At 66.6% G+C, this 21418-nt stretch carries 25 protein-coding genes; 17 read left to right on the top strand and 8 right to left on the bottom strand.

Annotated features, from left to right (window positions below):
* The first annotated feature begins 317 nt into the window (after positions 1–317).
* The 8 genes from ACIQCY_RS16865 (at position 318) to ACIQCY_RS16830 (ending at position 7722) form a co-directional block, all read left to right on the top strand.
* Positions 318–1106, top strand: a complete 789-nt coding sequence (locus ACIQCY_RS16865; protein ID WP_400485012.1) for a lysostaphin resistance A-like protein — start codon at positions 318–320, stop codon at positions 1104–1106.
* Between the two features lie 161 nt (positions 1107–1267).
* On the top strand, positions 1268–1723 hold the full coding sequence (locus tag ACIQCY_RS16860; protein ID WP_400485011.1) for a universal stress protein: 456 nt from the start codon (positions 1268–1270) through the stop codon (positions 1721–1723).
* Positions 1724–1824: 101 nt separating this feature from the next.
* Complete coding sequence (locus ACIQCY_RS16855) at positions 1825–2958, top strand: lycopene cyclase family protein (RefSeq protein WP_400485010.1); 1134 nt, start codon at positions 1825–1827, stop codon at positions 2956–2958.
* A 247-nt stretch (positions 2959–3205) separates the two neighbouring features.
* Entirely contained in the window at positions 3206–4756 is a 1551-nt protein-coding gene (locus tag ACIQCY_RS16850) for a DUF4389 domain-containing protein (RefSeq protein WP_400485009.1), read from the top strand.
* A gap of 206 nt (positions 4757–4962) precedes the next feature.
* Positions 4963–5535 (top strand): DUF1003 domain-containing protein, encoded by a 573-nt coding sequence (locus ACIQCY_RS16845; protein ID WP_400485008.1) that lies wholly within the window; start codon positions 4963–4965, stop codon positions 5533–5535.
* 45 nt (positions 5536–5580) lie between these two features.
* The gene (locus tag ACIQCY_RS16840; protein ID WP_400485007.1) at positions 5581–5772 is read left to right on the top strand and encodes a hypothetical protein; all 192 of its coding nucleotides are present in this window, start codon (positions 5581–5583) and stop codon (positions 5770–5772) included.
* Between the two features lie 17 nt (positions 5773–5789).
* Entirely contained in the window at positions 5790–6701 is a 912-nt protein-coding gene (locus tag ACIQCY_RS16835) for a hypothetical protein (protein ID WP_400485006.1), read from the top strand.
* A gap of 190 nt (positions 6702–6891) precedes the next feature.
* Entirely contained in the window at positions 6892–7722 is an 831-nt protein-coding gene (locus ACIQCY_RS16830) for a lysostaphin resistance A-like protein (RefSeq protein WP_400485005.1), read from the top strand.
* A gap of 43 nt (positions 7723–7765) precedes the next feature.
* Here ACIQCY_RS16830 and ACIQCY_RS16825 read toward each other — a convergent pair whose 3' ends face one another.
* The 3 genes from ACIQCY_RS16825 to ACIQCY_RS16815 form a co-directional block, all read right to left on the bottom strand.
* Positions 7766–8485, bottom strand: a complete 720-nt coding sequence (locus ACIQCY_RS16825; RefSeq protein ID WP_400485004.1) for a VIT family protein — start codon at positions 8483–8485, stop codon at positions 7766–7768.
* 79 nt (positions 8486–8564) lie between these two features.
* The gene (locus tag ACIQCY_RS16820; protein ID WP_400485003.1) at positions 8565–9434 is read right to left on the bottom strand and encodes a universal stress protein; all 870 of its coding nucleotides are present in this window, start codon (positions 9432–9434) and stop codon (positions 8565–8567) included.
* Complete coding sequence (locus tag ACIQCY_RS16815) at positions 9431–9919, bottom strand: universal stress protein (protein WP_400485002.1); 489 nt, start codon at positions 9917–9919, stop codon at positions 9431–9433. Before ACIQCY_RS16815 ends, ACIQCY_RS16820 begins: the two co-directional genes overlap by 4 nt.
* Before the next feature lie 204 nt (positions 9920–10123).
* Between ACIQCY_RS16815 and ACIQCY_RS16810 the strand changes: the two genes are divergently transcribed.
* Positions 10124–10795 (top strand): response regulator, encoded by a 672-nt coding sequence (locus ACIQCY_RS16810; protein ID WP_400485001.1) that lies wholly within the window; start codon positions 10124–10126, stop codon positions 10793–10795.
* On the opposite strand, the gene ACIQCY_RS16805 is transcribed toward ACIQCY_RS16810, so the two are convergent.
* Entirely contained in the window at positions 10761–12443 is a 1683-nt protein-coding gene (locus ACIQCY_RS16805) for a GAF domain-containing protein (protein ID WP_400485000.1), read from the bottom strand. The genes ACIQCY_RS16810 and ACIQCY_RS16805 overlap by 35 nt on opposite strands.
* A 139-nt stretch (positions 12444–12582) precedes the next feature.
* Here ACIQCY_RS16805 and ACIQCY_RS16800 point away from each other — a divergent pair, with 139 nt between their 5' ends.
* Complete coding sequence (locus ACIQCY_RS16800) at positions 12583–13032, top strand: pyridoxamine 5'-phosphate oxidase family protein (RefSeq protein ID WP_400484999.1); 450 nt, start codon at positions 12583–12585, stop codon at positions 13030–13032.
* On the opposite strand, the gene ACIQCY_RS16795 is transcribed toward ACIQCY_RS16800, so the two are convergent.
* Positions 12977–13885, bottom strand: coding sequence for a universal stress protein (locus tag ACIQCY_RS16795; RefSeq protein WP_400484998.1), 909 nt, complete (start codon positions 13883–13885; stop codon positions 12977–12979). The two genes, ACIQCY_RS16800 and ACIQCY_RS16795, sit on opposite strands and share 56 nt — an antisense overlap.
* Entirely contained in the window at positions 13882–14964 is a 1083-nt protein-coding gene (locus tag ACIQCY_RS16790) for an NAD(P)-dependent alcohol dehydrogenase (RefSeq protein ID WP_400484997.1), read from the bottom strand. Before ACIQCY_RS16790 ends, ACIQCY_RS16795 begins: the two co-directional genes overlap by 4 nt.
* A 317-nt stretch (positions 14965–15281) precedes the next feature.
* On the opposite strand from ACIQCY_RS16790, the gene ACIQCY_RS16785 reads away from it, so the two are divergent.
* Both ACIQCY_RS16785 and ACIQCY_RS16780 read left to right on the top strand, forming a co-directional pair.
* Positions 15282–15731: a pyridoxamine 5'-phosphate oxidase family protein gene (locus ACIQCY_RS16785; protein ID WP_400484996.1), complete on the top strand. Its 450-nt coding sequence runs from the start codon at positions 15282–15284 to the stop codon at positions 15729–15731.
* A 381-nt stretch (positions 15732–16112) separates the two neighbouring features.
* Positions 16113–16430, top strand: coding sequence for a protealysin inhibitor emfourin (locus tag ACIQCY_RS16780; RefSeq protein WP_400484995.1), 318 nt, complete (start codon positions 16113–16115; stop codon positions 16428–16430).
* A gap of 107 nt (positions 16431–16537) precedes the next feature.
* Here the strand turns inward: ACIQCY_RS16780 and ACIQCY_RS16775 are convergent, their stop codons facing one another.
* Together ACIQCY_RS16775 and ACIQCY_RS16770 are read right to left on the bottom strand one after the other, a co-directional pair.
* On the bottom strand, positions 16538–16933 hold the full coding sequence (locus tag ACIQCY_RS16775; protein WP_400484994.1) for a hypothetical protein: 396 nt from the start codon (positions 16931–16933) through the stop codon (positions 16538–16540).
* Positions 16934–16953: 20 nt separating this feature from the next.
* A complete protein-coding gene (locus ACIQCY_RS16770) occupies positions 16954–17235 on the bottom strand; it encodes a hypothetical protein (RefSeq protein ID WP_400484993.1) in 282 nt (93 codons plus the stop codon).
* 207 nt (positions 17236–17442) lie between these two features.
* On the opposite strand from ACIQCY_RS16770, the gene ACIQCY_RS16765 reads away from it, so the two are divergent.
* From ACIQCY_RS16765 to ACIQCY_RS16745, 5 genes are all read left to right on the top strand, one after another.
* Entirely contained in the window at positions 17443–17715 is a 273-nt protein-coding gene (locus ACIQCY_RS16765; protein WP_400484992.1) for a BON domain-containing protein, read from the top strand.
* A 172-nt stretch (positions 17716–17887) separates the two neighbouring features.
* Complete coding sequence (locus ACIQCY_RS16760; protein ID WP_400484991.1) at positions 17888–18529, top strand: NADPH-dependent F420 reductase; 642 nt, start codon at positions 17888–17890, stop codon at positions 18527–18529.
* Between the two features lie 44 nt (positions 18530–18573).
* Complete coding sequence (locus tag ACIQCY_RS16755) at positions 18574–19152, top strand: hypothetical protein (protein WP_400484990.1); 579 nt, start codon at positions 18574–18576, stop codon at positions 19150–19152.
* Complete coding sequence (locus tag ACIQCY_RS16750) at positions 19153–20661, top strand: heavy metal translocating P-type ATPase (RefSeq protein ID WP_400484989.1); 1509 nt, start codon at positions 19153–19155, stop codon at positions 20659–20661.
* A gap of 240 nt (positions 20662–20901) precedes the next feature.
* Positions 20902–21366 (top strand): DUF4383 domain-containing protein, encoded by a 465-nt coding sequence (locus ACIQCY_RS16745; protein WP_400484988.1) that lies wholly within the window; start codon positions 20902–20904, stop codon positions 21364–21366.
* Positions 21367–21418: the final 52 nt, after the last annotated feature.

Here is a 21418-nt window from a genome sequence, read left to right as displayed (position 1 = left end):
TCTCGAGGAAGGACCGCTGATCGAGCGGTGGATAGCGCACTCGAAGCCGGCCTGCAATCACCCAGCACCTCGGAAATGATCGGAGACAGTCCAGTGAACACAGAGCGACCAGAAACGACACAAGAGCCCGGTGTTCCCCCGAGCAGCATCAGCTCCTCGGCGTCGAAGGAACACCAGCAGCACACTGCTCTCCGGCCGACCGCGGCCGAGCTCAGGCGGCAAGGCGAGCGTCGGCGGGAGGCAGAGCGCAAGCTCGCCCTTCACATCCAGGAGTACCGCAAGACGCATCCCCTCACTTCTACAGGAGATCCCGGGTAGTGCCACCCACAGGAATCCCCGTACGACGGCCGTACCTCTTCGTCGCGGGCATCGTGGCCCTGATCGCCGCGGTCACCCTCCTCTCCGCGGGTTCTGCGGTGGCCCTGCCACAGCTTCCACCGAGAGTGCCGGAGTTCCTCGCAGAACTGATTCTGGCCCTTTCGGCGATCACCCTCCTGGCTGCCCTGCGAGCGTGGAGGAACGTCGGGTTTCGCGCACTGCCCAGGGTGATCGACCTGCGACTGTACTGGATTCCCCTCCTTCCCGTGCTGCCGGGTGTCGCGGCCGCGGTCGTCAGCCTGTCCAGCTCGCGCTTCCAGGATCTGGTCGTCTTTTCGGTTCTAGCCCTCTTCATCGGCTTCGTCGAGGAAGTCTTCTTCCGTGGCCTGATATTGCAGGCTCTCGTTCCTCAAGGGCTCTGGAGGGCAGCCATCGTTTCGTCAGTCCTGTTCGGATTGATGCATTCACTGAACCTGCTGTTCGATGCGGACCCTGCGGCAACCCTGCTCCAGGTCGTCTATGCGACGGCGATGGGTTTCGGGTTCGCTGCCGTAACGCTGCGGACGGGCGTCCTGTGGCCCCTGATCGTGGTCCACACGGTGATCGACTTCACGGGCTTCGCCACCTCCGAGCGGACGGTCAGGACAGACGTGACCCCGACGGACATCGTCATCGGCGTCCTTTACACCGTTGTCTTCGTGGCCTACGGGATCCTCATGATGCGCTCCGTCACCCGTCGGCGGGCGGTCCTGCGAACGCACCCCGTCGAAGCTGATCTTCGGTCGTGAGCGAGCTGATTTCCCCTGCCGATCCGGCCTGGCGCATCTTCCGTCCTTCCTGGCCGGGTCCTTCGAATCGGGACGAAAGGCCCTAGGAGCGAAGCGCCGGTGAGATGCACTGTTCAGGGAGCAAGGTCCCCGTTTCGTGCAACCTCAGAAGGAGAAACGCCGTGAGCACAGCACCCTCGTCGACGATCGTCGTCGGAGTCGATGGATCCGAGCAGTCCGTCGAAGCACTGCGGTACGCCCAGAAGCTCGCTCCCACCTTCGACGCGACGATCTTCGCCGTCACGGCGTGGGACTATCCCGCGGCGGACCCGGGGTTCATGCCGCTCGGCAGCAGCGAGTTCTCGGAAGCCGCCCGCGACCACCTGGACAAGGCTCTCGCTGCCGCGTACGGGGAGGACAGACCTGCCGGCCTCAAGGACACCGTGGTGTTCAACCATCCGGCAAAAGCTCTCGTCAAGGCTTCTGAGGATGCCACCCTGCTCATCGTCGGCCGGCGAGGCCGCGGGACCTTCCGCGGGCTTCTCCTCGGTTCCGTCAGCAGCGCCTGCGTATCCCACGCGCACTGCCCCGTCCTCGTGGTTCGCGAGGCCGCCCACCAGGAGCACAGGGACGCCTGACCTCTCCGACAAGCCCGGACCCGTAACGCCCCGACGGCAGGCGTTCCCATTGTGCTCGACGAAACCGATGAGGCATCGACTGTGGAAAAGCGTAGCGACCAGTGATTCAACCAGTGGTGGAGTTCGACGTCATTATCGCAGGGGGCGGCCTTGCCGGGCGGAGCCTGGCGTATTTCCTGAGCAGAGAGGCCGCTTCGGCCGGACTGAGGATCCTGATCGTGGATGACGCTGCCAGGTATCAGCATCGGTCGATCATCTACTGGCATACCGGTGAGCTGCCGTTGTCCCTGACGCCGGCAGCCACCTACAGGAAACTCGCGGTCGATACAGAAGCGGGTCAGCGCGTCCTGCCGCTCGAACGCCACACCTTGTGCCTCACCTCGTCCCGGCGGATCTTCGCGACCCTCGACGAGGTTCTTGACGCCAATCCTCGTATCACCCGCCTTGACGCCCATATCGCGCTCATCCGGACAGAAGAGGACAAGGTGGTGGTGACGCTTTCCGACGGCCGGCGATTCGACGCAGCGTACTGTTTCGACAGCACCTCCCCACCACCTGGCGTGCATGCGCCACTGCTCATGTCAGGCGAGATACGACGGGTGCGCACTTCACACGAGACCTTCGACCCCTCGGTTGCCACCTTCATCGACTTCCGGAACGGCGACCACGAGCCGGTCCACTTCCACTGCGTCCTTCCCCTCTCGACGCGGGAAGCCTTCGTCGAGGTCACCCGGATCACGCAGGGCCAGGATCCGACGTCGGACTGGTCCTTCGAAGAAGCAACACAGGAGTATCTCCGCAGCATCTGGGAGGTGGCGGATTTTTCCACCGTGGCTGTTCAGAGGGGCACCATCCCCCTGGGCCTGCCGCGCCAGGCCTCCCGCGGCCGCCACCTCTACATCGGCACTGCATCAGGGGCGGTCAAGGCCACCACCGGGTATGGTTTCACCCGCATCCTCCAGCAGTCCGAGCGTATTGCTTCGTCACTGGCCACGGCCGGGGTGCCGACAGTCCCCCGCCCGCCGCTCCGATTCGGCTGGTACGACAAGCCTGTGCTCAACATGTGGAAGCATCACCCGGAATCGGCCGTGCAGTTCATGCAGGCCGCCTTCAGGTCACACGACGCGGACCTCATTCTTGATTTCCTCGACGAAGGCACCACACCCCTCCAGGAGCGGGGACTGCTCGGCTCCATGCCGGTCCGGATGCTCCTCGATCCCCGTCTCTGGCTGTAACGATCGACGCGGGCAGGTGGCCTGCGGCCAGGAGGACTCCCGCCCGTGCCGACCACGTCTCCGCCCCTCGGCGGTGCCGATGATCGCTGGAGGAGGGCCTTTCAGCCCTAGTCCAACTGCTGCCGCAAGGACAGGGTGGGGATACAACGACCGCCAGTCCTTCCACCGGGACTCCGGTGCCGCCTCCAGCGGCGCGTCTGCTTTCACCGTTTCCCCCTCGCGCTAGTCAACAGAAGGACGGCATGTCATGAGCTCGCGTTCTACCAGTACCTCGCTCGCACAGGGAACTGCCCGCATGCCGGCCAGTGCGCTCATCATGGTTCTCATCGGTGCCCTACTCGTTACGATAGCCGTCGGTGTGGGAATCGGCGGTGCCGCCGTGGCCGCCCTGGCCGGCCTGCAGCGTGATGGCAACTTCCTCAGCACCTCCACCGAGCGTTTCGAGTACGACACGTACGCGCTGACCTCTGCCCGGCTCGAAGACCTGCGCAGCGCGGAAGGACCCGTGGCTCTTCCTGCAGGGATCGCGACACTGCAGTTACGGGCGACGGGTGTCCCGGCAGGGCAGGCCGTCTTCATCGGTATCGCCCGTCAAGCTGACGTGGACACCTACCTGTCGTCCGTGGCTCATACGGAACTGATCGAAGTCCGAATCGACCCGTTCCGCGCAGGCTACCGCGAGGTGATGGGATCTGCTGCTCCAGCCCCGCCGGCCGAGCAGACCATCTGGACGGCGTCGGCCTCCGGAACGGGGACGCAGGAGATCACCGCGGACCTGCGCGCCGGAAGTTGGGCGGTGGTGGTGATGAACGCCGATGGGAGCCCGGGCGGGACCGTGGACCTGCAGGCCGGCTTCCGCTCGAGCCTGTTCGCCCCGATCGGAATGACTCTGCTCCTGGCGGGGGCACTCTTCCTGGTGGTCGGGGTTCCCCTCGTGCTCGCCGGGGCGGTCGGGCTCGGCAGAGGGTTGGACCCGTCCAGGTCCAGCATGCGGGACCCGGATCGGATGCTCGAGGGTCAACGGCACCGCACCGATTCCGGTGACCCTGCCCGGGATGTGCTGCCCTATCCCGCTCGACTGACGGGCTACCTGCAACCAGGACTGTCACGCTGGCTCTGGCTGGTGAAGTGGTTCCTTGCGATTCCCCACGCCGTGGTTCTAGGCCTGCTCTGGGTGGCCTGCTGGGTGTGCACGGTGGCCGCGGGATTCGTCATCCTGTTCACCGGCCGCTACCCGGCGCCTCTCTTCACTTTCGCAGTGGGCGTTTTTCGCTGGACCTGGCGGGTCCAGTTCTACACCTCGGCACTGGGGACGGACCGTTACCCTCCCTTCACCCTGGCTCCCGTCGGCGATTATCCGGCCGACTTCCACGTTCCGTACCGTCCGCGCCTGCACCGCGGCCTGGTCCTCGTCAAGTGGTGGCTGCTGGCCCTACCTCACCTGCTCATTCTTGCGGGCCTGACCGGCGCCTGGTCCTGGACCATAGCCACCGGGACCGGCGCCGGGCCAGGTGAGACCATTCGAGCATCCGGGCCATCGCTGCTGAGCCTGCTGGTCCTCGTCGCAGGGTTCGCGCTGCTGTTCGCGGCGCGGTATCCCATCCCACTGTTCGGGCTCGTGATGGGCGTCTACCGCTGGACCTATCGGGTGCTGACCTACGTGTTCCTGCTGCGCGACGAGTACCCGCCGTTCCGGCTGGACCAGGGACCGGACGAGCCAGAGCCCTGGACGCCGCAAGCGGAAGAAGAAGGGACAACGGACGCCAGGCCGCCGGCACCGACAGGTCACAGTTACTAGCGACCCCTGATCGGCCCCATCGGCTGACGCGGACGCGTCTTCCGACTCCAGCGGTGCCCGCTGGGCCGGGTGAGTCGGACCAGCAGATCGTATGCCCGCCCTGAGCGAGGAAGAAGGACCAGAATGCGCTGGATGAGTGTGGGAACGGGGAACACGATGCCGGTAGTGCCACGAGAATGGCGAGCGTTTGTGGCAGGAGACCGTCGATGAAGCACCAGAACTGGCACGCGGAACATCTCCAGAACCTGACGATCGGGCAGCGGGCCGCGGACATCATGCGCAACGGCATGGGTAGCTGGCCATTCATCGCCATCTTCATCTCGCTGATGGTGCTGTGGGCGCTGATCAACACGATCGTCCTGCACGACGACTCGTGGGACCCGTACCCCTACATCCTGCTCAACCTGGTCCTGTCCATGCTCGCGGGGCTTCAAGGAGCAATCCTGCTCATCGCCGCGAAACGGCAGGACGCGATCAGCGCAGCCATGGCACGACACGACTTTGAGACCGACACCGCCGCGAAACAGGAGATCGACCTGCTGATCCAGCTCAGCCAGCAGCACCTCACCATCATCCTCGACGTGCAGGCACTCCTACAGGACGTCCGCCACACCCCAGAAACACCGGCGCGCGGACAGGCAGGCCCTGACGAGTCCGATCCCGCGAGCGCACAGGACACCTCGACAGGAACCAGCAAGGGTACCTCGAGTAGCCGCGGATTGAGGAACCCGGAGGTTCTCAGCTCCCCGTCGGTCGCCCGCGATCAGCCCAGCTCGTGACTTAAGACCCATGTCCTGCAGACCCGTAGCTGGGAAGGTTGCTCCATGATCTCTTTGGTCCATCACGCGGGCGACGTCAGATCGACGACCCACGAGTTGCCCGTCCTGGCGCGGGACATCGGCGGGGCAATGATCGACAGCGCCGTGCTGTACAAGGTCGGCCTCGGCATTTTCGTGGTCACCGCGATCAGGAGAATCATCCGAATGATCAGCCGATCATCGTCGCACCCTCATTGACGCAGGAAGGCCCTCCCATGTCACTTATCGACTCGCACCACCTCTTGGATGTTTCTCTCCTGCTGCGTGGCACGGAGGGTACCGCAACCCTGGGCCACAGCACTCCCGTGAGCGTCGAGATCCGTGCGGCCCGCCGGGTGCGGGTGACAGCTGTGCAGTTCACGCTCGTACACTCATTGAGCCTCACCCAGACCCACGGGAACGTGTACGGCGGCACCTTCCGTGCCGCCGAGCGCACATCGCGGGACATCGGGAGCGCCCAGGTCGGAACTGATACCACCTTGCGCGAAGGTGAATCCTGCCACGAGACGAGCCAACTGATCGTGCCCGCTGACGCGATACCGACGATTCACGGGAAGCTCATCGTCTCCACCTGGTCCGTGCGTGTCCGGGTATCCACCGAGGGCAATGAGGACGTGGTACGCCACCACCCGCTGACCGTCCATCGCGGTGGTGCTGCCGGTGGCCTCGCAGGCGGTGTCGGGTCGAAGGCCGACACAGACCGAGGTGAGCACTTCGAGCCGTCCCTGCGACTGGCGCAGCTGTCGACGCACTCCGTGTATCCAGGGGTGGAACTCTCCGGCATCGCAGCGGTGAGCGAAGCCAAGGCGCGCGCCCTGACCCTGAGCATCGTCATGCAGGAGGAAGTGATGTTCTGGGCCGGTCAACGCCCGCAGCAGGAGCGCTACGCCGGAGAATTCCTCGTCGAGGACACGGTGGTGAGTGAGGTTCGCATACCCCTGACCGCATCCAGTGATCCGGACATACCCTTCACTCTCGCTGTACCCGCTGTTCCTGCCCCCACGGTGAAATCGCCCCTCCTGGAGGTTCGCTGGTTCCTCCGGGCCGCACTCGATGTGCCGTTCCGGCGCGACCCGGAAGCGGTCGTGCCCCTGGTTGCGAACACACTGGCTACCTTACGGGCATGACTGCCCAGGCCCGGCCGTCCGTACCCGATCGAGCTGCGGCAGCGATCAAAGTCCTGTCCCCGCCGACCTGTCGGGCGGAGAACGAACGGAGCACCACATCCGTGACGCCGGCCCCCGACTGCGCATTCACACCGAGACCGGCCGTGCACTGAGAGCGGTCGCGACCTCGGAACCCGCCTGGTTCTACGCCGTGGTGTGGCTCGCCTCCGTCCTTGTACTCGCCGTGGGTGGATACGGCGTGCCGGTAGCCGGCATCTCGGTCGGCGTCGTCCTGCTCCTGATCGGCTTGCTGGTCGTGGGAACCACGAGACCGGCACGAGCGGTGATCCTCGCTCCCGGCCCTGCACGCCGTCGTGCGTGGGTGCAACTCGGGCTGGTGTCTGTCTTCGTCGCCCTTACTGGGTGGAGCAACCTTGCCTTTCACGGTGTCATCGAGGGCCATTCGGGCATCCCGGGGTGGACGCCCCTGGTCGAGCGGCTGCGGGACCTGGGGGAACGATGGTTCGGCGAAGGTCTTGGCACGTTCGTGGTCAACCCCGTCACCTATGTGCTCATTCCTCTGATCGTGCTGTTACTGGCCGGCGCACGCCTGCCGGATCTGGGCTTCACCAGGGGTCACCGCGTGGGGCGGACGCTGGTCATCAGCTGCGCGCTGCCGGTGGTCCGGTTCGCGTTCACCGTGATCAGTGGGCAACAGTCGATCGTCAGGCTGTTCGGTGCCTTTGCATCCAATTCCATGCAGAACGGTTTCCTCGAGGAGTTCCTGTTCCGGGGCCTCCTGCAGACCCGGCTGCGACTGCTCGCCGGTCCGGGGTGGGCACTGGTCCTGCAGGCACTGGTGTTCGGCCTCTGGCACCTCGGGGCCGGCTACACCAATACCGGCCATGCGGGACTGTTGCCGGCCATTGCCGTCACCATCGTCCAGCAATCACTCCTGGGACTCGGGCTCGGGATCCTGTTCGAACGCACGCGCAACCTGCTCGCCCCCTCGGTCGTGCACATCGCCCTCAACAGCCTGTGACGGGGGCCGCGAAGGGACGCACCCTGTCCCGTGTCGCCCGCTCTCAGGCGATGCCCGTGGTGCCCAGGAGAGTTCCCACCAGGAAGGTGAAAGCCATCGCGAGCGCCCCGCCGATCACGAGGCGCGCCGTCGCCCGTCGTCGTGAACTGCCACCGACGTGGGCACTGATGGTTCCGGTGACGGCCAACGCGATGAGGACCGCCACGAAAGTGATAGGGATACGGATGCTTGCCGGCAGCAGGAGGATCGCCAGTAGGGGCAGGACGGCCCCGGCCGCGAAGGACGCCGCCGATGCGAACGCCGCGTGCCACGGATTCACCACCTCGAGTTCGTCGATGTTCAGTTCCGCCGACAGGTGCGCGGCAAGGGCGTCGTGTCCTGTCAGTTCGGCCGCGACCTGGCGGGCCGTCTCCGGAGCGAGGCCTTTCTGCTCGTACAGCCCGGCGAGCTCGATCAGTTCCCCCTCGGGGTCATCGCGCAGCTCCTGGCGCTCCTTCTCGATCAGTGCCTCCTGGCTGTCCTTCTGGCTGCTGACCGACACGTACTCACCGAGCGCCATGGACACCGAACCACCGACCACGGCGGCCGTGCCCGCGACCAGGATGGGCGCCAGTGCGTTCGTCACCCCGGCGACACCCACCACCGTGGCAGCGGTCGAGACGATGCCATCGTTCGCGCCGAGAACGGCAGCACGCAGCCAGTTCAATCGTGCCGCGACGCTGCCGTCATGCGGCTCACTGCCGTGACCTGGGATATCCGTCATGAGAGCAGTAAAGCATCCCCTTCTCGGGCAGCGGGCGAGCCGTGCCCAGGTCTCGCCCGAGCGCCGCTGGTCCGCCGTCTCACCGGACGACGACGACGTTGCCTCGGGCGTGGTGGAGCACGGCGTGGACGGTGGACCCCAGCCGAGCACCCAGGGTGTTGCTGCCCTTGGCCCCGAGGACGCCGCAGGCAGCGTTCTGCGCACGCTGCACGATCATGCCAGGAACAGAGGGGGCGATGACGAGGTCCTGGCTCACCTCGATGCCGGCGCGCTCCCCGAGCAGGGCGGAAGCCCGCTCCAGGACCGGTTCCCCCTCCCCGAGGAGGGGGTCGGGCAGCGGATGCCTGCGATAGGCGCGAACATGCAGGAGTTGGAGGGACGTGTGCAGGGTGCGGGCGAGATCGGCCGCCACGACTACCGCCCTCTCACTCTCTGGTGAACCGTCGACCGCGACCACCACGGAGTCGTGGTCCGGGTGCTCTTCACGAACGACCATGATCGGGCAGGAAGCACTGGACGCGAGGTGGAGGCTCACCGATCCGACCAGCAGCCCCGCGAACCCTCCGAGCCCGCGTGTTCCCGTGACCAGCAGGGAGGCTTCCGCTGAGAGCCTGGTGAGCACCTCAGCAGGGAATCCCGCGACCAGGCGCTTACTCACGTCCAGGTCGGGCTCCGCCTGTACGGCCAGGTCCTGGCCTTCAGCGGCGACCCTCTGAGCTTCCCGGCGGAGGCCGCTGTCCTGGATGCCCGCGACGGGCCCGAGGTCCTGGGTGAAGAACGGCCACACCCAGCAGTGCACGACGACGAGCGGCAGCTGTGCCGCTCCGGCATAGCCGGCAGCCCACAGAACCGCCCGCTTCGAGGCGTCCGAGCCGTCGTATCCGACGAACACCGGCTTGCGCTGGACGGGACCCGCAGGGGCTGCCGAGCCCTCGGCGCCGGAGGTCATGCCGAAGCGGTGATCGGCTCGGGCGCGGAGGGCTCGCCCTCGGGCAGCTGGAGCGTGCCGTGCGCGATGAGCACCGGGCATGCGGAGCGTTCGGCGACGGCGGAACTGACGGAGCCGAGCAGGAGACCCACGAAGCCGCCGTGCCCTCGGGAGCCGACCACGACCATCGACGCGTCCCGGCTCTCTTCAATGAGCACCTGGGCCGCCGGACCCTGCAGCACCCTACGCTCGACCGGGCAGGGCGGCGCGTCCTGGAAGGCCGCCGACAGGGCGGAATCCAGGCCGGACCCGGCGAGCTCGTCCGGGTTCCAGTCGAGGGGTGCGAAGGTGCCGAACCCGACCGGGTACTGCCATACGGCGACCGCCCGGATGACGTCGCCGGCAAGGGGAACGAGACGGCCGGCCAGTTCGAGCGCGGCGATCGACGGCTCCGAGCCGTCGACACCGACCACGATGACGCGGGGCTTGCGGGGTGAGGGGGTCATGTCCATGATCGTGTCCTGCTCCTGGGTCCGGTGAACTCGTACGTTTTCATCGTCGCCCGGGCCCTGAAGCACGGGTAGGGCCGAAAGGCCCGCGCGGACTTCGGGCCGTTCGGCCCTGACGGAGCAGCCCGTCGGCAGGTGATGATGGTGCTGATACAGGATGTGTTCGGCCGGTTCGAGTCCGGCCTTTCGGAGGAGTCGGAGATGGACAACGCCCAGAGCGACATGCAGGCCCAGATGATCACGGTGTTTCTCCTGGACGATCATGAGCTGGTCCGGCGCGGGTTGCGGGAGCTCCTCGAGGGAGAGGGTTTTTCCGTGATCGGAGAATCGGGATCTGCCGAGGAGGCTACCCGCAGGATCCCGGCCCTGTCGCCGGACGTCGCGATCCTCGACGCCAGGCTGCCCGACGGCACGGGGATCGAGGTGTGTCGGGATGTGCGCTCGATCGATCCTTCACTGTCCTGCGTGATCCTGACCAGCTATGACGATGATCAGGCGCTGCGAGGTGCCGTGTTGGCTGGGGCGTCCGGGTACATCCTGAAGGAGATCCTCGGGTCGGACCTGATCGATAAGGTTCGCCGCGCAGCGTCGGGAGAATCCCTGTTCGACGCCGGGGTCAAGGAACGGATCATCACCGGGCTTCGTGACGCTCCCGCCGAGGATCCACGATTGGCAGGGCTGACGAGCCAGGAGAAGAAGGTCCTGGCACTCATCGGTGCCGGACTGACCAACCGGGAGATCGGCACGGAGCTGTTCCTGGCGGAGAAGACGGTGAAGAACTATGTGTCGTCGCTGCTGTCGAAGCTGGGCTTCCAGCGCCGCACCCAGGCCGCGGTCTTCATCTCGAGACCGGTGGGCTCGTCCCCTCGTTAGCAGCCAGGGGAATCTCGAGGCGGACGTCGGTCCCTCCGCCCGACGTGCTGGTGATGGACAGTGAACCGTCGCACAGTTCCGCGCGGCGCTTCATGTTGGCCAGTCCGCTGCTGCGGCTGGGGTTCTCGAAGCCGCGGCCGTCGTCGGTGATCCTCAGTTCCAGGTGCTCCCCCCGTGCACGCAGTGTCACGGTGATGGCGTGCGCCTCGGCATGGCGCAGCGCGTTCGACAGCCCCTCGAGCAGCACGGCCCGCACGTGGTCGGCCCGCTCGTCATCGACTGCAGCATCCAGGGGGCCGGAGAGCTGGAGGACAGGGTCGAGGTCGTGTCCGTCGAAGGCATCAGCCACGAGGGAGAAGACCGTCGAGGTGAAGGTCGGGGTGACCTGCGGAACCGAACGCAGCGAGTAGATGGTGTCGCGCAGTTCCCTGATGGTCGCGTCCAGTTCCGTCGTCACCGCAGAGATCCGGTTCAAGGCCTCCACATCCGGGGTGTACTTGCGCAGGCTCTGGATGCTGAGTCCGGCGGCGAAGAGCCGCTGGATGACCAGGTCGTGCAGGTCCCGTGCAATCCGGTCGCGGTCGCCGAAGACTGCTTCCTGTTCCCGCTGGCGGTGGACCCGCAGCAGTTCAAGGGCCAGGGACACATGGGAGGCGAAGGAGCGCATCATCTCGTGGTCGACATCGATGAACGGGGCAGCGCCCGGTGCGCGGCCGATGATGAGGAAGCGCCTGTCGCCCTCGCCGGGAAGCCTGCAGCACAGCGCTGTCCCGATCGTGCCTGCCGGGGCGCCGGGAAGCACCTCCGCGATCTCGTCGGCGCTCAGCAGGACCGGTGACAGGCTGGTCGGCAGCTTGTTCACCAGCCCCATGTCATGGCTTCGTCGCCCGAGGAAGGCTTCGATCTCCACACCGTCCACCGCTTCACACATCAATTCCCCCTTGTTGCCGAATTCCCTGAGGACGGCGGCCAGGATACTGTGCGAGGCGTTCAGGGCATGGGTGGTGAGGATCTCCGGATCATTGCGGGCTCCATCGTGCTCGCCCAGCAGTTCCCTCACCGCGTTGAGCCCGCCTTCCAGCCAGCGTGTCCGCCGGCTCGCTTCATCGAAGAGGCGCGAGTTCTCGATCGCGACGCCCGCCGCGGAGGCGAGCGAGACGACGAGCTGTTCGTCCGCGTCGGAGAAGTCCGCCCCACCGTTCTTCTCCGTCAGGTACAGGTTGCCGAAGATCCGGTCATGGATGCGGAGTGGGACACCCAGGAAGGACGTCATCTGCGGGTGTCCGGCGGGAAAGCCGTAGGCGAGGGGATGCTCACGCAGGTCCGAAAGTCGCAGGGGGTGGGGCTCGGTGATCAGCAGGCCCAGGACGCCGTGCCCTGTCGGTAGCGGACCGATGCGCCGAATCTCCTCATCCGCGAGACCGACGGTGATGAAGTGGCTCAGCATACGATCCGGGCCGATGACGCCCAGGGCGCCGAAACGTGCGTCGACGAGGTGGCACGCAGCGGCGATGACGCGCTCCAGGACGGTGTCGAGCCCCAGGTCGTCCGCGATGGCGGCGAAGGCAGCCAGAAGGTTCTCCACGCCCGCCGGCGCCACCGATTCCGCGGATGCGTCCGTCGGCGGTTCTGCTGAATACGTGGTCATGTCCGCTCTCCGTCCTGCCACGTGCCGGCCCGCCCCCACGGGAGTCACGCGTCGTCGAATGGTGACGAGACCTGATCGTTGACGGTAACAGGGTCAGAGGGCCCTAGTCGGCGCGCCGGTCGCTTCGTACTGTCGATCCATGGAAGCCGAGACTACACCCACCAAAATCCTTGCAGCACACGAATGCTGGAAATTACTCCGGGAGGCCCCGTTCGGGCGCCTGGCCTTGTGCGTGCAGGGAAGCCCGGAGATCTTTCCCGTCAATTTCGTCGTGGATCACGGGTCGATCGTGTTCCGGACCTCCGAAGGGACGAAATCGCGCTTCTCCGAGAGGGCGGCCGTCGCGTTCGAGACCGACGGCCTCCTCGATGACGGCACCCTTGTGTGGAGCGTGGTCGTCAAGGGCCACGCGGCGACCATCAACCAGACACCGGAGTTGCTGGCCACGGTGCAGTTGCCCCTGCACCCGTGGGAGATGGGCCGGAAGGACCGGTTCATGCGCCTGGTCCCGGAGACGATCAGCGGACGCGCGTTTACGCCTGTCCCTGCGGCGTCGCACCGACACGCGGCTCCGGCTCACGACGAGTGACGACGAGGGTCGGGCACGGCGGCTCCAGCAGAAGCGTGTGGGTCACCGACCCGAGGGACATCGCTGATCGTGCACCCGATCCGTGACGGCCGATCACCAGCAGGTCCGAACCTGCACCGTACAGCGCGAGGGCCTGCGCAGGAGTACGCAGGTCATCGACGATCCAGCTCACCGACAGGTGCGGGTAACGCTCCCTCACCTCCAGGAGCATCGTCGACGCGCCGACCGCCATGCGCTCCGGTGATGCGCCCAGCGCGGTCACCACGGTCAGGCTCGTGGTGATCAGATGGGCTTCCTCAGCCGCTCTGGTGAGCGCCGCATGGGACACCTCGGAGCCGTCCACACCCACGACCACTCCTCCCGGGTTCTCGCCGGTCACCGGCAGATGAACCTGCCCCGGTGGCACGACGACAACCGGCGTGCTCGAGTTCAGCGCTACCTGCACCGCTACGGAACCTTTGAACTCACCGCTTGCGGGATCCTTCCGATCCGCGCCGACGACGATCATCGGCGCGGACGCGGAGAGGCCCAGAAGGGCCTCGACGACATCCCCGCAGTGCAGATAGGTGCCGACCCGCAGGCACGGGTAACGGTGGGTGACCCTCTCCGCCTCCCGATTGATCATCGCCCGGCCTGCGATCACCTCGTCCCCGTAGGAAATGCCAGGAGGCATCAGCGAGGGGTCAGCAATAGCGTGCAGGAGTGTCAGCGGGGCGTTGAGCGAGGCTGCCCGGTGAGCGGCCCAGTCAACGGCGAACCGGTCCGTTGCGGGATCACGCATCGCGACGAGCATCGGTTCTGCCTGCCGGATCGCGGGTGCCTCTGCCTTCACCTCGGGGAGGAGCGTTGTCATGAGGGGTCCTCGCTGTCCTGGTGGTCGGCGGGAACGATGACGGCCCGTCCCCTGATGGTCCCGGCCTGAAGCCGCTCGTAGGCGCGGGGTGCCTCCTCAAGGCTGAAGCGTTCGACCTCGACGGTGATCCTGCCCGAGCGCGCCAGCTCCAGGACCTCCATGAGTTCCGGTCGAGACCCCCAGTACGGTGCCCTGGCCGATGATTCCCAGGGCGTGGAGAAGAATCCGACGTTCACGGTTCCCGGACCCACACCGACGATGGCGATCTCGCCACCGACAGCGACCAGGCGGGCCGCGAGATCCGTGGTGGCCTGGATACCCACGAAGTCGAAGACGGCCGTGGCGCCCCGCCCCCCGGACAGGGCGCGGATCTCCTCCTCGACGGTGGACATAGCGTCGTCTCCCCCGCCTGTGATGAACCCGAAGTGGGCACCTACAGACCGAGCAAGCTCAACCTTGTCCTCGGCCGTGTCGAGGGCGATCACCAGGCTCGGGGTGATCGCGCGGAGGATCTGGACGGCAACATGCCCGAGGCCGCCGACCCCGATCACGATCACCACCGATCCGGGGACCAGCAGCGGCTGGCTCTTCTTGATCGCGTGGTACGGGGTCAGCCCCGCGTCGGTGAGTGGGACGCTCGCCACCGGATCGAGATCCCCCAGCGGCACGAGGTGCCGGGCATCATCGACCAGGAGGTACTCGGCCATCGCCCCCGGCGCCCCGAGGCCTGGCGGGCGAATCCCCTCGGAGGCGGCGTTCTCGCAGTAGTTCTCCTCGCCGCGAGAGCACGGGTAACAGCGCCCGCAGCCCCACGGCCCGTACACGAGGACCGATTCGCCCACGCTGACCCCCTTCACGCCCTCGCCCAGGGCGGCGACGGTGCCCGCACCTTCATGACCGAGTGTCAGCGGAAGCCCGTAGACGTACTGGTCCTCGGGAAGACCCATGATGAACTCATCCGAATGGCAGACCCCTGCGGCGGTCACGCGCAGCAGCACCTCCCCCGGGCCCGGAACGGGGGTGGGGACGTCCACGACCTCCGGGGCCGAGCCGATGGTCCTGTACTGGAGAGCTCTCACGAGTGTCCTTCCTTGATGCGATCAGAACCGGCAAGGCGCCGCACTGAGCGCTGCGGGATCTTCTGGGGTGCCGCGAATGGGGGTGTCGGGATGCGGGGAGACGGCGCCACCAGCACGTGCGCCCGGCGCCCTGCCAGTCCTTCGGACAGCCGGCTGCCTCTCCACCACATCTCCACCACAGCTCCACCTTCACAGAGTCACCGACGGCTGATCAGGGCCTTTCGGCCCTGATGTGGATGCAGAACTCTTCGTAACGTCGACACCAAGCACCCCTCTCCGGGATCACCGGTGTTCGGGGCCAGATGAAGGACGGCATCATGACAACACCCCCGAGCCAGGACAACTACTGGGAGACCCCCGGCGCCTTGCATGCCTCAGAGGCACTCACACCGTCGCAGTGCTGGGCGCTGGCGACCACACAGTCGATGGGGCGGCTCGGATTCTTCCGCGAGGGACTGTTGGAGATCTTTCCCGTCAACTACTTCGTGCTCGATGAGCACGTGTACTTCAGGACCAGGGCCGACGGCATCATCGCGACGAGCTATCTCGAGCACGCAGCATTCCAGACCGACTTCGCGGACACCACCACGCAGAGCGGTTGGACCATCCTGGCCAACGGGCCGGCGATCCGCGTCGAGGACCCCGATCTCCTGACCACGCTGTGGGGGAAGGTCGCCGAGGAGCCGTGGGCCCCCGGCCTACGGGACCTCTTCTTCGCCCTGAAGCCCACCCACCTGCGCGGGCGTCGACTCCACACCACGCACTAGTCGCTGATCGGTACGCAGATGAACCAGCCGCTGCACCTCAGATACGAGCACACAGCCAGGAGGATGTGATGGTCACGCCCCAGCCCCTGATCGATCCCGGGAGGACCTTTCTCGACCGGAAAGCCATTCGGGCGCGGGCCGCTCAGGTCAGGAGCCCGCGCGCCCTCGCGCCGGTCTGCCTGACGTGCGGCTCGGACGACGCACTCGTCTATTCCGAGTACTCCGAACCTGTTGTCCTACCCAATGGCAGCCTCAAACCGGCACGTACACGATACTGCTGCACCCGCTGCGGACGCAGCCGGGACCACACGGTTCCAGCTGGTTGGCGCCCGCCCGGCTGGTTCTGGTGCTCCTGAGACCTGCCCTGGAGGAGGCCGACGCATGCGCCTTACCGTCACCCAGAGCGGCGGTTTTGCGGGTCTGACCCGCCGCTGGTCCGTGGACCTGCCACAGTCCCGCTGTGACCACTGGGAAGCAGCACTTCGCAGCGCCCAGCAGGACGAGCACAACCGCCCGGACGAACGGATCTACGACATCACCCTGGGAGATCTCAGGGCACGCGTGCGCGAACACGAAGTGCGGCAGGGAGACCTCGCCGACCTCCTGCACGAGCTGCAGCGCAGCACGCGTGGCGCCCTGGTCGCAGCCCCGGACCCATCACCCGTCTCACCCGTCGACAGCACAGGGACGGTCCGGTGAGCGGCTTTCCCCGAGTGCCGGCACTGCCCGGCGCGCTCTGCCGCCGTCGTACAGTCCCGGTGATCGCAGCCACAGTACTGGCGGTCGACCTGTCGTAGCCGATGGATCTACTCGGTGAGTGGAGGTATGACGCGCAGGCGCGACCTTACGAAGGGGGCCAAGGTCGAGAGCAGCGTGGCACCGATCGAGCCGTCGTGCAGTTCCGCACGCAGCGAGTCCGATACCTGTGCTCCGCTGAGATCCAGGACCACGTTCACATCCGGTGACAGGGCGGCAGCCCGGCGCACCACCAGCTCGAGGCCGTGGAGATTCGCCTGCGACAGGCGACCATGGACGACGACGCGAACCCTGTTCAGGTCGGTGTCGGCGCTGACGAGGACGTCCAGCTTTCGGCCCGAAGCCGACGGATGCATCGCCATGGCACGCTGACGAGGCGTCTTGTCCCATAGCGCTTCGACGCGGCCCATTCCTGCGTCGCTGGTGGTGTTCGGGGTTGTCCCCACGGATGCCTTCGATCGTAGCTTCACCGGTCCAGTGCCTCCGCGTACTCATCCGATGGGACGAGGCCGGAGTCGGGTGCGGGAAGGCCCTCCAGTGCTGCTGCTCGACGGCGGGCTTTGAGGAACACCAGTTCTTCCTCCGAGAACCAGTACTCTCCGTGCTGATCGATGCGCAGTGCCTCACCGGTCGTCGCTTCGACCCGGTTGACCAGCGTGCGCGGCAGCACGATGCTGCCGGGGTTGTCGAGGATCCACTGCTGCACCGTTGGGTCGATCCTTGTCCAGATCGTACTGATAGCGGTCATGATGGAAACCTCCAGGATCGGTGGCCGCCGGCGAGTCGATCACAGCGGCAAATTTTTGCCTGACGCCTATCGAACCCGAGTCGACCGCCAGCTACTAGGGCCTAAAGTCCCGTCAGTCGTCGCCCTGGAAAAGCATCCCTCGCTCAGCACGGATGAAAGGACTTTGGGCCCTGCTGGCCGCCCCGTATCACGGCACACAGTGGACGGGTGGATATTCCAATCGGCGGCGACCCGACGACGGGCGGTGTAAGGGCACGTGGCTCACAGGACCCCGCATCTCTTGAAGAAGTGCTGCGGTGCGCTGTTCGCAGGGCTGCGCCATACGCTGCCCTGGACCTCGCCGTGAACGAAGGCACCGTGGTGCTGTCCGGAATGGTTCCGACCCCTGAGGAGAGGTCACGAGCCGGCCTCGCCTGCTGGTGCGAGCCGACCGTCCGCGCTGTCTACAACAACCTCGAGGTCACATCGGAACAAGGGTGAGTACCGCTGGACGGATCGGTGCTGCCCCGCCGTGTCCGAAACCGAAGACCCCTCCATGTTCGGGACCAATGGCCCCTCCACTGCACTGGTGCTGCCGCCTAGGCTGGCGCGCATGTTGCATCGGTGGATTCTCGCCGCACTACCGGGCGGCCTTCTGGAAAGGCAGATTGACATGAGCACTGTAACGATCATCGGAAGCGGGCGGATGGCCCGTGGCATCGCCATCAGGATGCTTCACGCCCGATGCCAGGTGAAGATCCTGGGCCGGAACGGACTCCAGACACGCGCCCTGGTCGAAGAGCTCGGTCCGGGCGTCCAGGGCGGTTTTCCGGGGGAGCCCATCGAGGGTCATGTCGTGGTCCTCGCCGTTCCCTATGCCGACGTCAAGGAGGTCATCCTCGAATACGGGTCGGGCCTGGACGGCAAGATCGTGGTCGACATCAGCAACCCCGTCGACGTCGCCGGCTTCGATCGCCTCCTCACGCCCCCGGGCATCTCCTCCGGCGAGCAGACCGCCGAGCTGCTGGGAGGAGGAGCGGACGTCGTCAAAGCCTTCAACACCGTGTTCGCCGCCACCCTCCACGAGGGCAGGGTGGCCGGTGAGCCGCTGGATGTGTTCCTCGCGGGAGACTCCGAGGACGCCAAGGCGGCGGTCGGCAGGCTTGTCGCCGCCTCCGGCATGCGCCCCGTCGACGTGGGTCCCCTGCGCCGCGCACGTGAACTCGAGGCAACGATGCTCCTGGTCATGGGACTGCAGGTCGGCGACGCACACCCCCACTTCAACTGGAACACCGCCCTGAAGATCCTTCCGTGACCACTCCTGCAGGAAAGGGGCCTCCGTCGAGGACCGTTGGAGCGGTGCTGCCTGACGCGCCCACCGACGCGAGCCACACGCCGACGCCGCACCGGGCGTCCGCCTTCTCCCGATCCCGTGCACCGCACGAGCAGCCGCGCGGGGCACTGCCTGCGGTGGATGGGGCACGCAGGAAGGGGTGGCCCGGAGGGCTCCCCTGGCTGGTCCTCGTCACCTGCATGGTCGGCGGACTGACACTTCTCCTGGATCTGACCGGGTCCGACGTCCCCGCGCGGATCCTCGCGACGTCCTACTCCCTGACCGTCGCCGTCGTCCAGGCCTACGCGATGCTCAAGGACGTGCGGCAGGGGCACTGGGGTGTGGACCTCCTCGCGCTGATGGCCATCATCGCCACAGCCGCCACGGGGGAACACTACGCCAGCCTCGTCGTGGTCCTGATGATCGCCGGCGGACAGGCACTGGACGAGTTCGCCTCCACCCGCGCCCAGACCGAGTTGCGGGTGCTGCTCGAGCGGGCACCCCACACGGCTCATCGAATAGCCGCCGCCCCACCGGGGAGCAAGAGCGACGACGGAGCCGGCGACGACACCGTGATCGAGGACGTGCCCATCGGTGAGCTCTAGGTGGGCGACCTCCTACTGGTACGACCGGCGGAAACCGTCCCCGCGGACGGGACCCTGATGACGGCGTCGGCGTCGCTCGACGAGTCCATGCTCACCGGCGAAAGCCTGCCGACCGACTATGCCCGGGGCGCACACATCCTCAGTGGATCCCTGAACGGTGCCGACGCACTGACCATGCGGGCCACAGCGACACCTGCGCAGTCCCAGTACAGCCAGATCGTCGCACTCGTCGCCGACGCCTCGGCCAGCCGATCACCGACGGTCAGACTCGCCGACCGGTTCGCGCTACCCTTCACCGGATTCGCCCTGGTCCTCGCCGCATTGTCCTGGGCGGCGAGTGCGGACCCGACCCGGGCCGCCGCCGTCCTGGTCGCCGCGACCCCCTGCCCCCTACTGATCGCTGCCCCCGTCGCGTTCCTCGGGGGAATCAGCAGAGCTGCCGGCGCCGGCATCATCATCAGGAGCACGCAAGCGCTCGAGCAGCTCGCCCGCGCCCGCAGTATCGCCTTCGACAAGACCGGCACCCTGACCTCCGGCGCGCCGCTGGTGGGATCGATCGTGCTCGCCCCCACAGCATCCCCGCTGACAGAAGGTGATGTGCTCGAGCTTGCCGCGTCCGCCGAGCAGTACTCCACCCACGTCCTGGCCACAGCCATCACCGCCGAAGCCGCACACCGCGGACGGACGCTCCACCCCGCCGTGTCCGCCCAGGAACACGCCACCAACGGGGTGCACGCCCGGCTTGCCGGCACCACGGTCGTCGTCGGCAAACGACGGTTCGTGGAAGAGGCGGTCGGACCGGTACCGGACGCGCCCCTGCCGCCAGGAGAAACGGCCGTATACGTGGGCGTGGGAGACCGGTACGCGGGATACATCTGCCTCCGTGACGCCCTGCGCAGTACCGCGACGACGACGATCACCTCCCTCAGGGCGCTCGGCGTGCACCAGGTCCTCATGCTCACAGGAGACATCGGGACGACCGCCCGGCACATCGCACGACAGGCCGGCGTGAGCACGGTCCACGCCGGTTGCCTGCCCAAGGACAAGGTCGACATCGTCCGGAACCTCCCTGATCGTCCCGTGATCATGGTCGGCGACGGGGTGAATGACGCCCCGGTCCTGGCAGCAGCAGACATCGGGATAGCAATGGGGGCAAAAGGATCGACGGCAGCCAGCGAATCAGCGGACGTCGTCATCACCGTCGACGACCTCTCCAAAGTCACCGAGGCCGTGCTCATCGGAAAACGAACCCTACGAATCGCACTGCAGAGCATCGGAATCGGCATCGGCCTGAGCGTCCTGCTGATGGCGAGCGCAGCCGTAGGACTCGTCCCCCCGCTCGCGGGCGCGGTCGGCCAGGAAGGTATCGATCTGCTGACGATCCTGTACGCACTACGAGCAGCACGCACCCCACGAGCTTCCACCAGTGCGCGGCACACAGGGCGGCACACAGGGCGGCCCACGGGCGAGACCATGAACAGACCCGGTCCCGGTACGGGCGTCGAATAGGGACGTTATCCCCTACCGGCCTCGGCGCCGTCGCCGCATTCTTGAATGCATCACACATCTTCGACGGACCATCCGTGATTCCGCATCGCAGACAGTCAGATGGAGCCGCACAGGCTGAGCCGACTGAACGTCCCTCGCCGCACCGTACGGACGCCACCCCCGAGCGCTGCCAGATGCCCGGTCCTCCCGACGAGTGGTGATGCTTCCCCACATCGCAACAATCCACGAAAGGAAACGGTCATGTCCTCCTCCGCCCTTCATCCCAAGAGCGCACACACCCGCTCCCGGGCCTCGGCATCCACGCTCGCCCTTGTCGCGGGCGGGCTGCTGCTCCTGATCGGGGCACTCAGCCTCATCCCCGGGATCACCACGGACTACGGCACCCTGGCGTTCGCCGCCAACTCGTCCGCGCTGTTCCTCGGCATCTTCCAGACCAGCGTCCTCCTCAGCGTCATCTACGCCCTCGTAGGTGCAACGGGACTCCTCCTGTCCCGGCTGCCGATCGAAGCACGCGCCTACCTCGTCGGCGCAGGCGCGTTCTTCCTCGTCCTCTGGATCTACGGCCTCTTCGCGAACGCCGAGATGGTCGCCAACATCTTCTCCACCAATGCGGCCACCAGCTGGGCGCACCTGGTGCTCGGCGTCGCCCTCGCCGCAGCCGGCGCCGTCGCCACGGAGGACGCCGAGGAAGTGAGGAACACATAGGCCCTCCTCTCACCCGCCCCACGGCACGTTGCAGAAGTCCCCGCCGGGACCC

The organism is Arthrobacter sp. NPDC092385, assembly GCF_044755105.1.
Taxonomy (GTDB): domain Bacteria; phylum Actinomycetota; class Actinomycetes; order Actinomycetales; family Micrococcaceae; genus Arthrobacter_D.
Note: the sequence above shows the minus strand (reverse complement) of the source record. Positions and strands in the feature narration are given on the sequence as shown.

Excerpts from the sequence above, each read along its gene's own strand:
- ACIQCY_RS16800 (WP_400484999.1), top strand. The coding sequence starts at position 12,583 with ATGGAAGCCGAGACTACACCCACCAAAATCCTTGCAGCACACGAATGC.
- ACIQCY_RS16780 (WP_400484995.1), top strand. The coding sequence starts at position 16,113 with ATGCGCCTTACCGTCACCCAGAGCGGCGGTTTTGCGGGTCTGACCCGC.
- ACIQCY_RS16850 (WP_400485009.1), top strand. The coding sequence starts at position 3,206 with ATGAGCTCGCGTTCTACCAGTACCTCGCTCGCACAGGGAACTGCCCGC.
- ACIQCY_RS16745 (WP_400484988.1), top strand. The coding sequence starts at position 20,902 with ATGTCCTCCTCCGCCCTTCATCCCAAGAGCGCACACACCCGCTCCCGG.
- ACIQCY_RS16835 (WP_400485006.1), top strand. The coding sequence starts at position 5,790 with ATGTCACTTATCGACTCGCACCACCTCTTGGATGTTTCTCTCCTGCTG.
- ACIQCY_RS16840 (WP_400485007.1), top strand. The coding sequence starts at position 5,581 with ATGATCTCTTTGGTCCATCACGCGGGCGACGTCAGATCGACGACCCAC.
- ACIQCY_RS16770 (WP_400484993.1), bottom strand. The coding sequence starts at position 17,235 with ATGACCGCTATCAGTACGATCTGGACAAGGATCGACCCAACGGTGCAG.
- ACIQCY_RS16760 (WP_400484991.1), top strand. The coding sequence starts at position 17,888 with ATGAGCACTGTAACGATCATCGGAAGCGGGCGGATGGCCCGTGGCATC.
- ACIQCY_RS16810 (WP_400485001.1), top strand. The coding sequence starts at position 10,124 with ATGGACAACGCCCAGAGCGACATGCAGGCCCAGATGATCACGGTGTTT.
- ACIQCY_RS16845 (WP_400485008.1), top strand. The coding sequence starts at position 4,963 with ATGAAGCACCAGAACTGGCACGCGGAACATCTCCAGAACCTGACGATC.
- ACIQCY_RS16820 (WP_400485003.1), bottom strand. The coding sequence starts at position 9,434 with ATGACCTCCGGCGCCGAGGGCTCGGCAGCCCCTGCGGGTCCCGTCCAG.
- ACIQCY_RS16805 (WP_400485000.1), bottom strand. The coding sequence starts at position 12,443 with ATGACCACGTATTCAGCAGAACCGCCGACGGACGCATCCGCGGAATCG.
- ACIQCY_RS16795 (WP_400484998.1), bottom strand. The coding sequence starts at position 13,885 with ATGACAACGCTCCTCCCCGAGGTGAAGGCAGAGGCACCCGCGATCCGG.
- ACIQCY_RS16785 (WP_400484996.1), top strand. The coding sequence starts at position 15,282 with ATGACAACACCCCCGAGCCAGGACAACTACTGGGAGACCCCCGGCGCC.
- ACIQCY_RS16825 (WP_400485004.1), bottom strand. The coding sequence starts at position 8,485 with ATGACGGATATCCCAGGTCACGGCAGTGAGCCGCATGACGGCAGCGTC.
- ACIQCY_RS16815 (WP_400485002.1), bottom strand. The coding sequence starts at position 9,919 with ATGACCCCCTCACCCCGCAAGCCCCGCGTCATCGTGGTCGGTGTCGAC.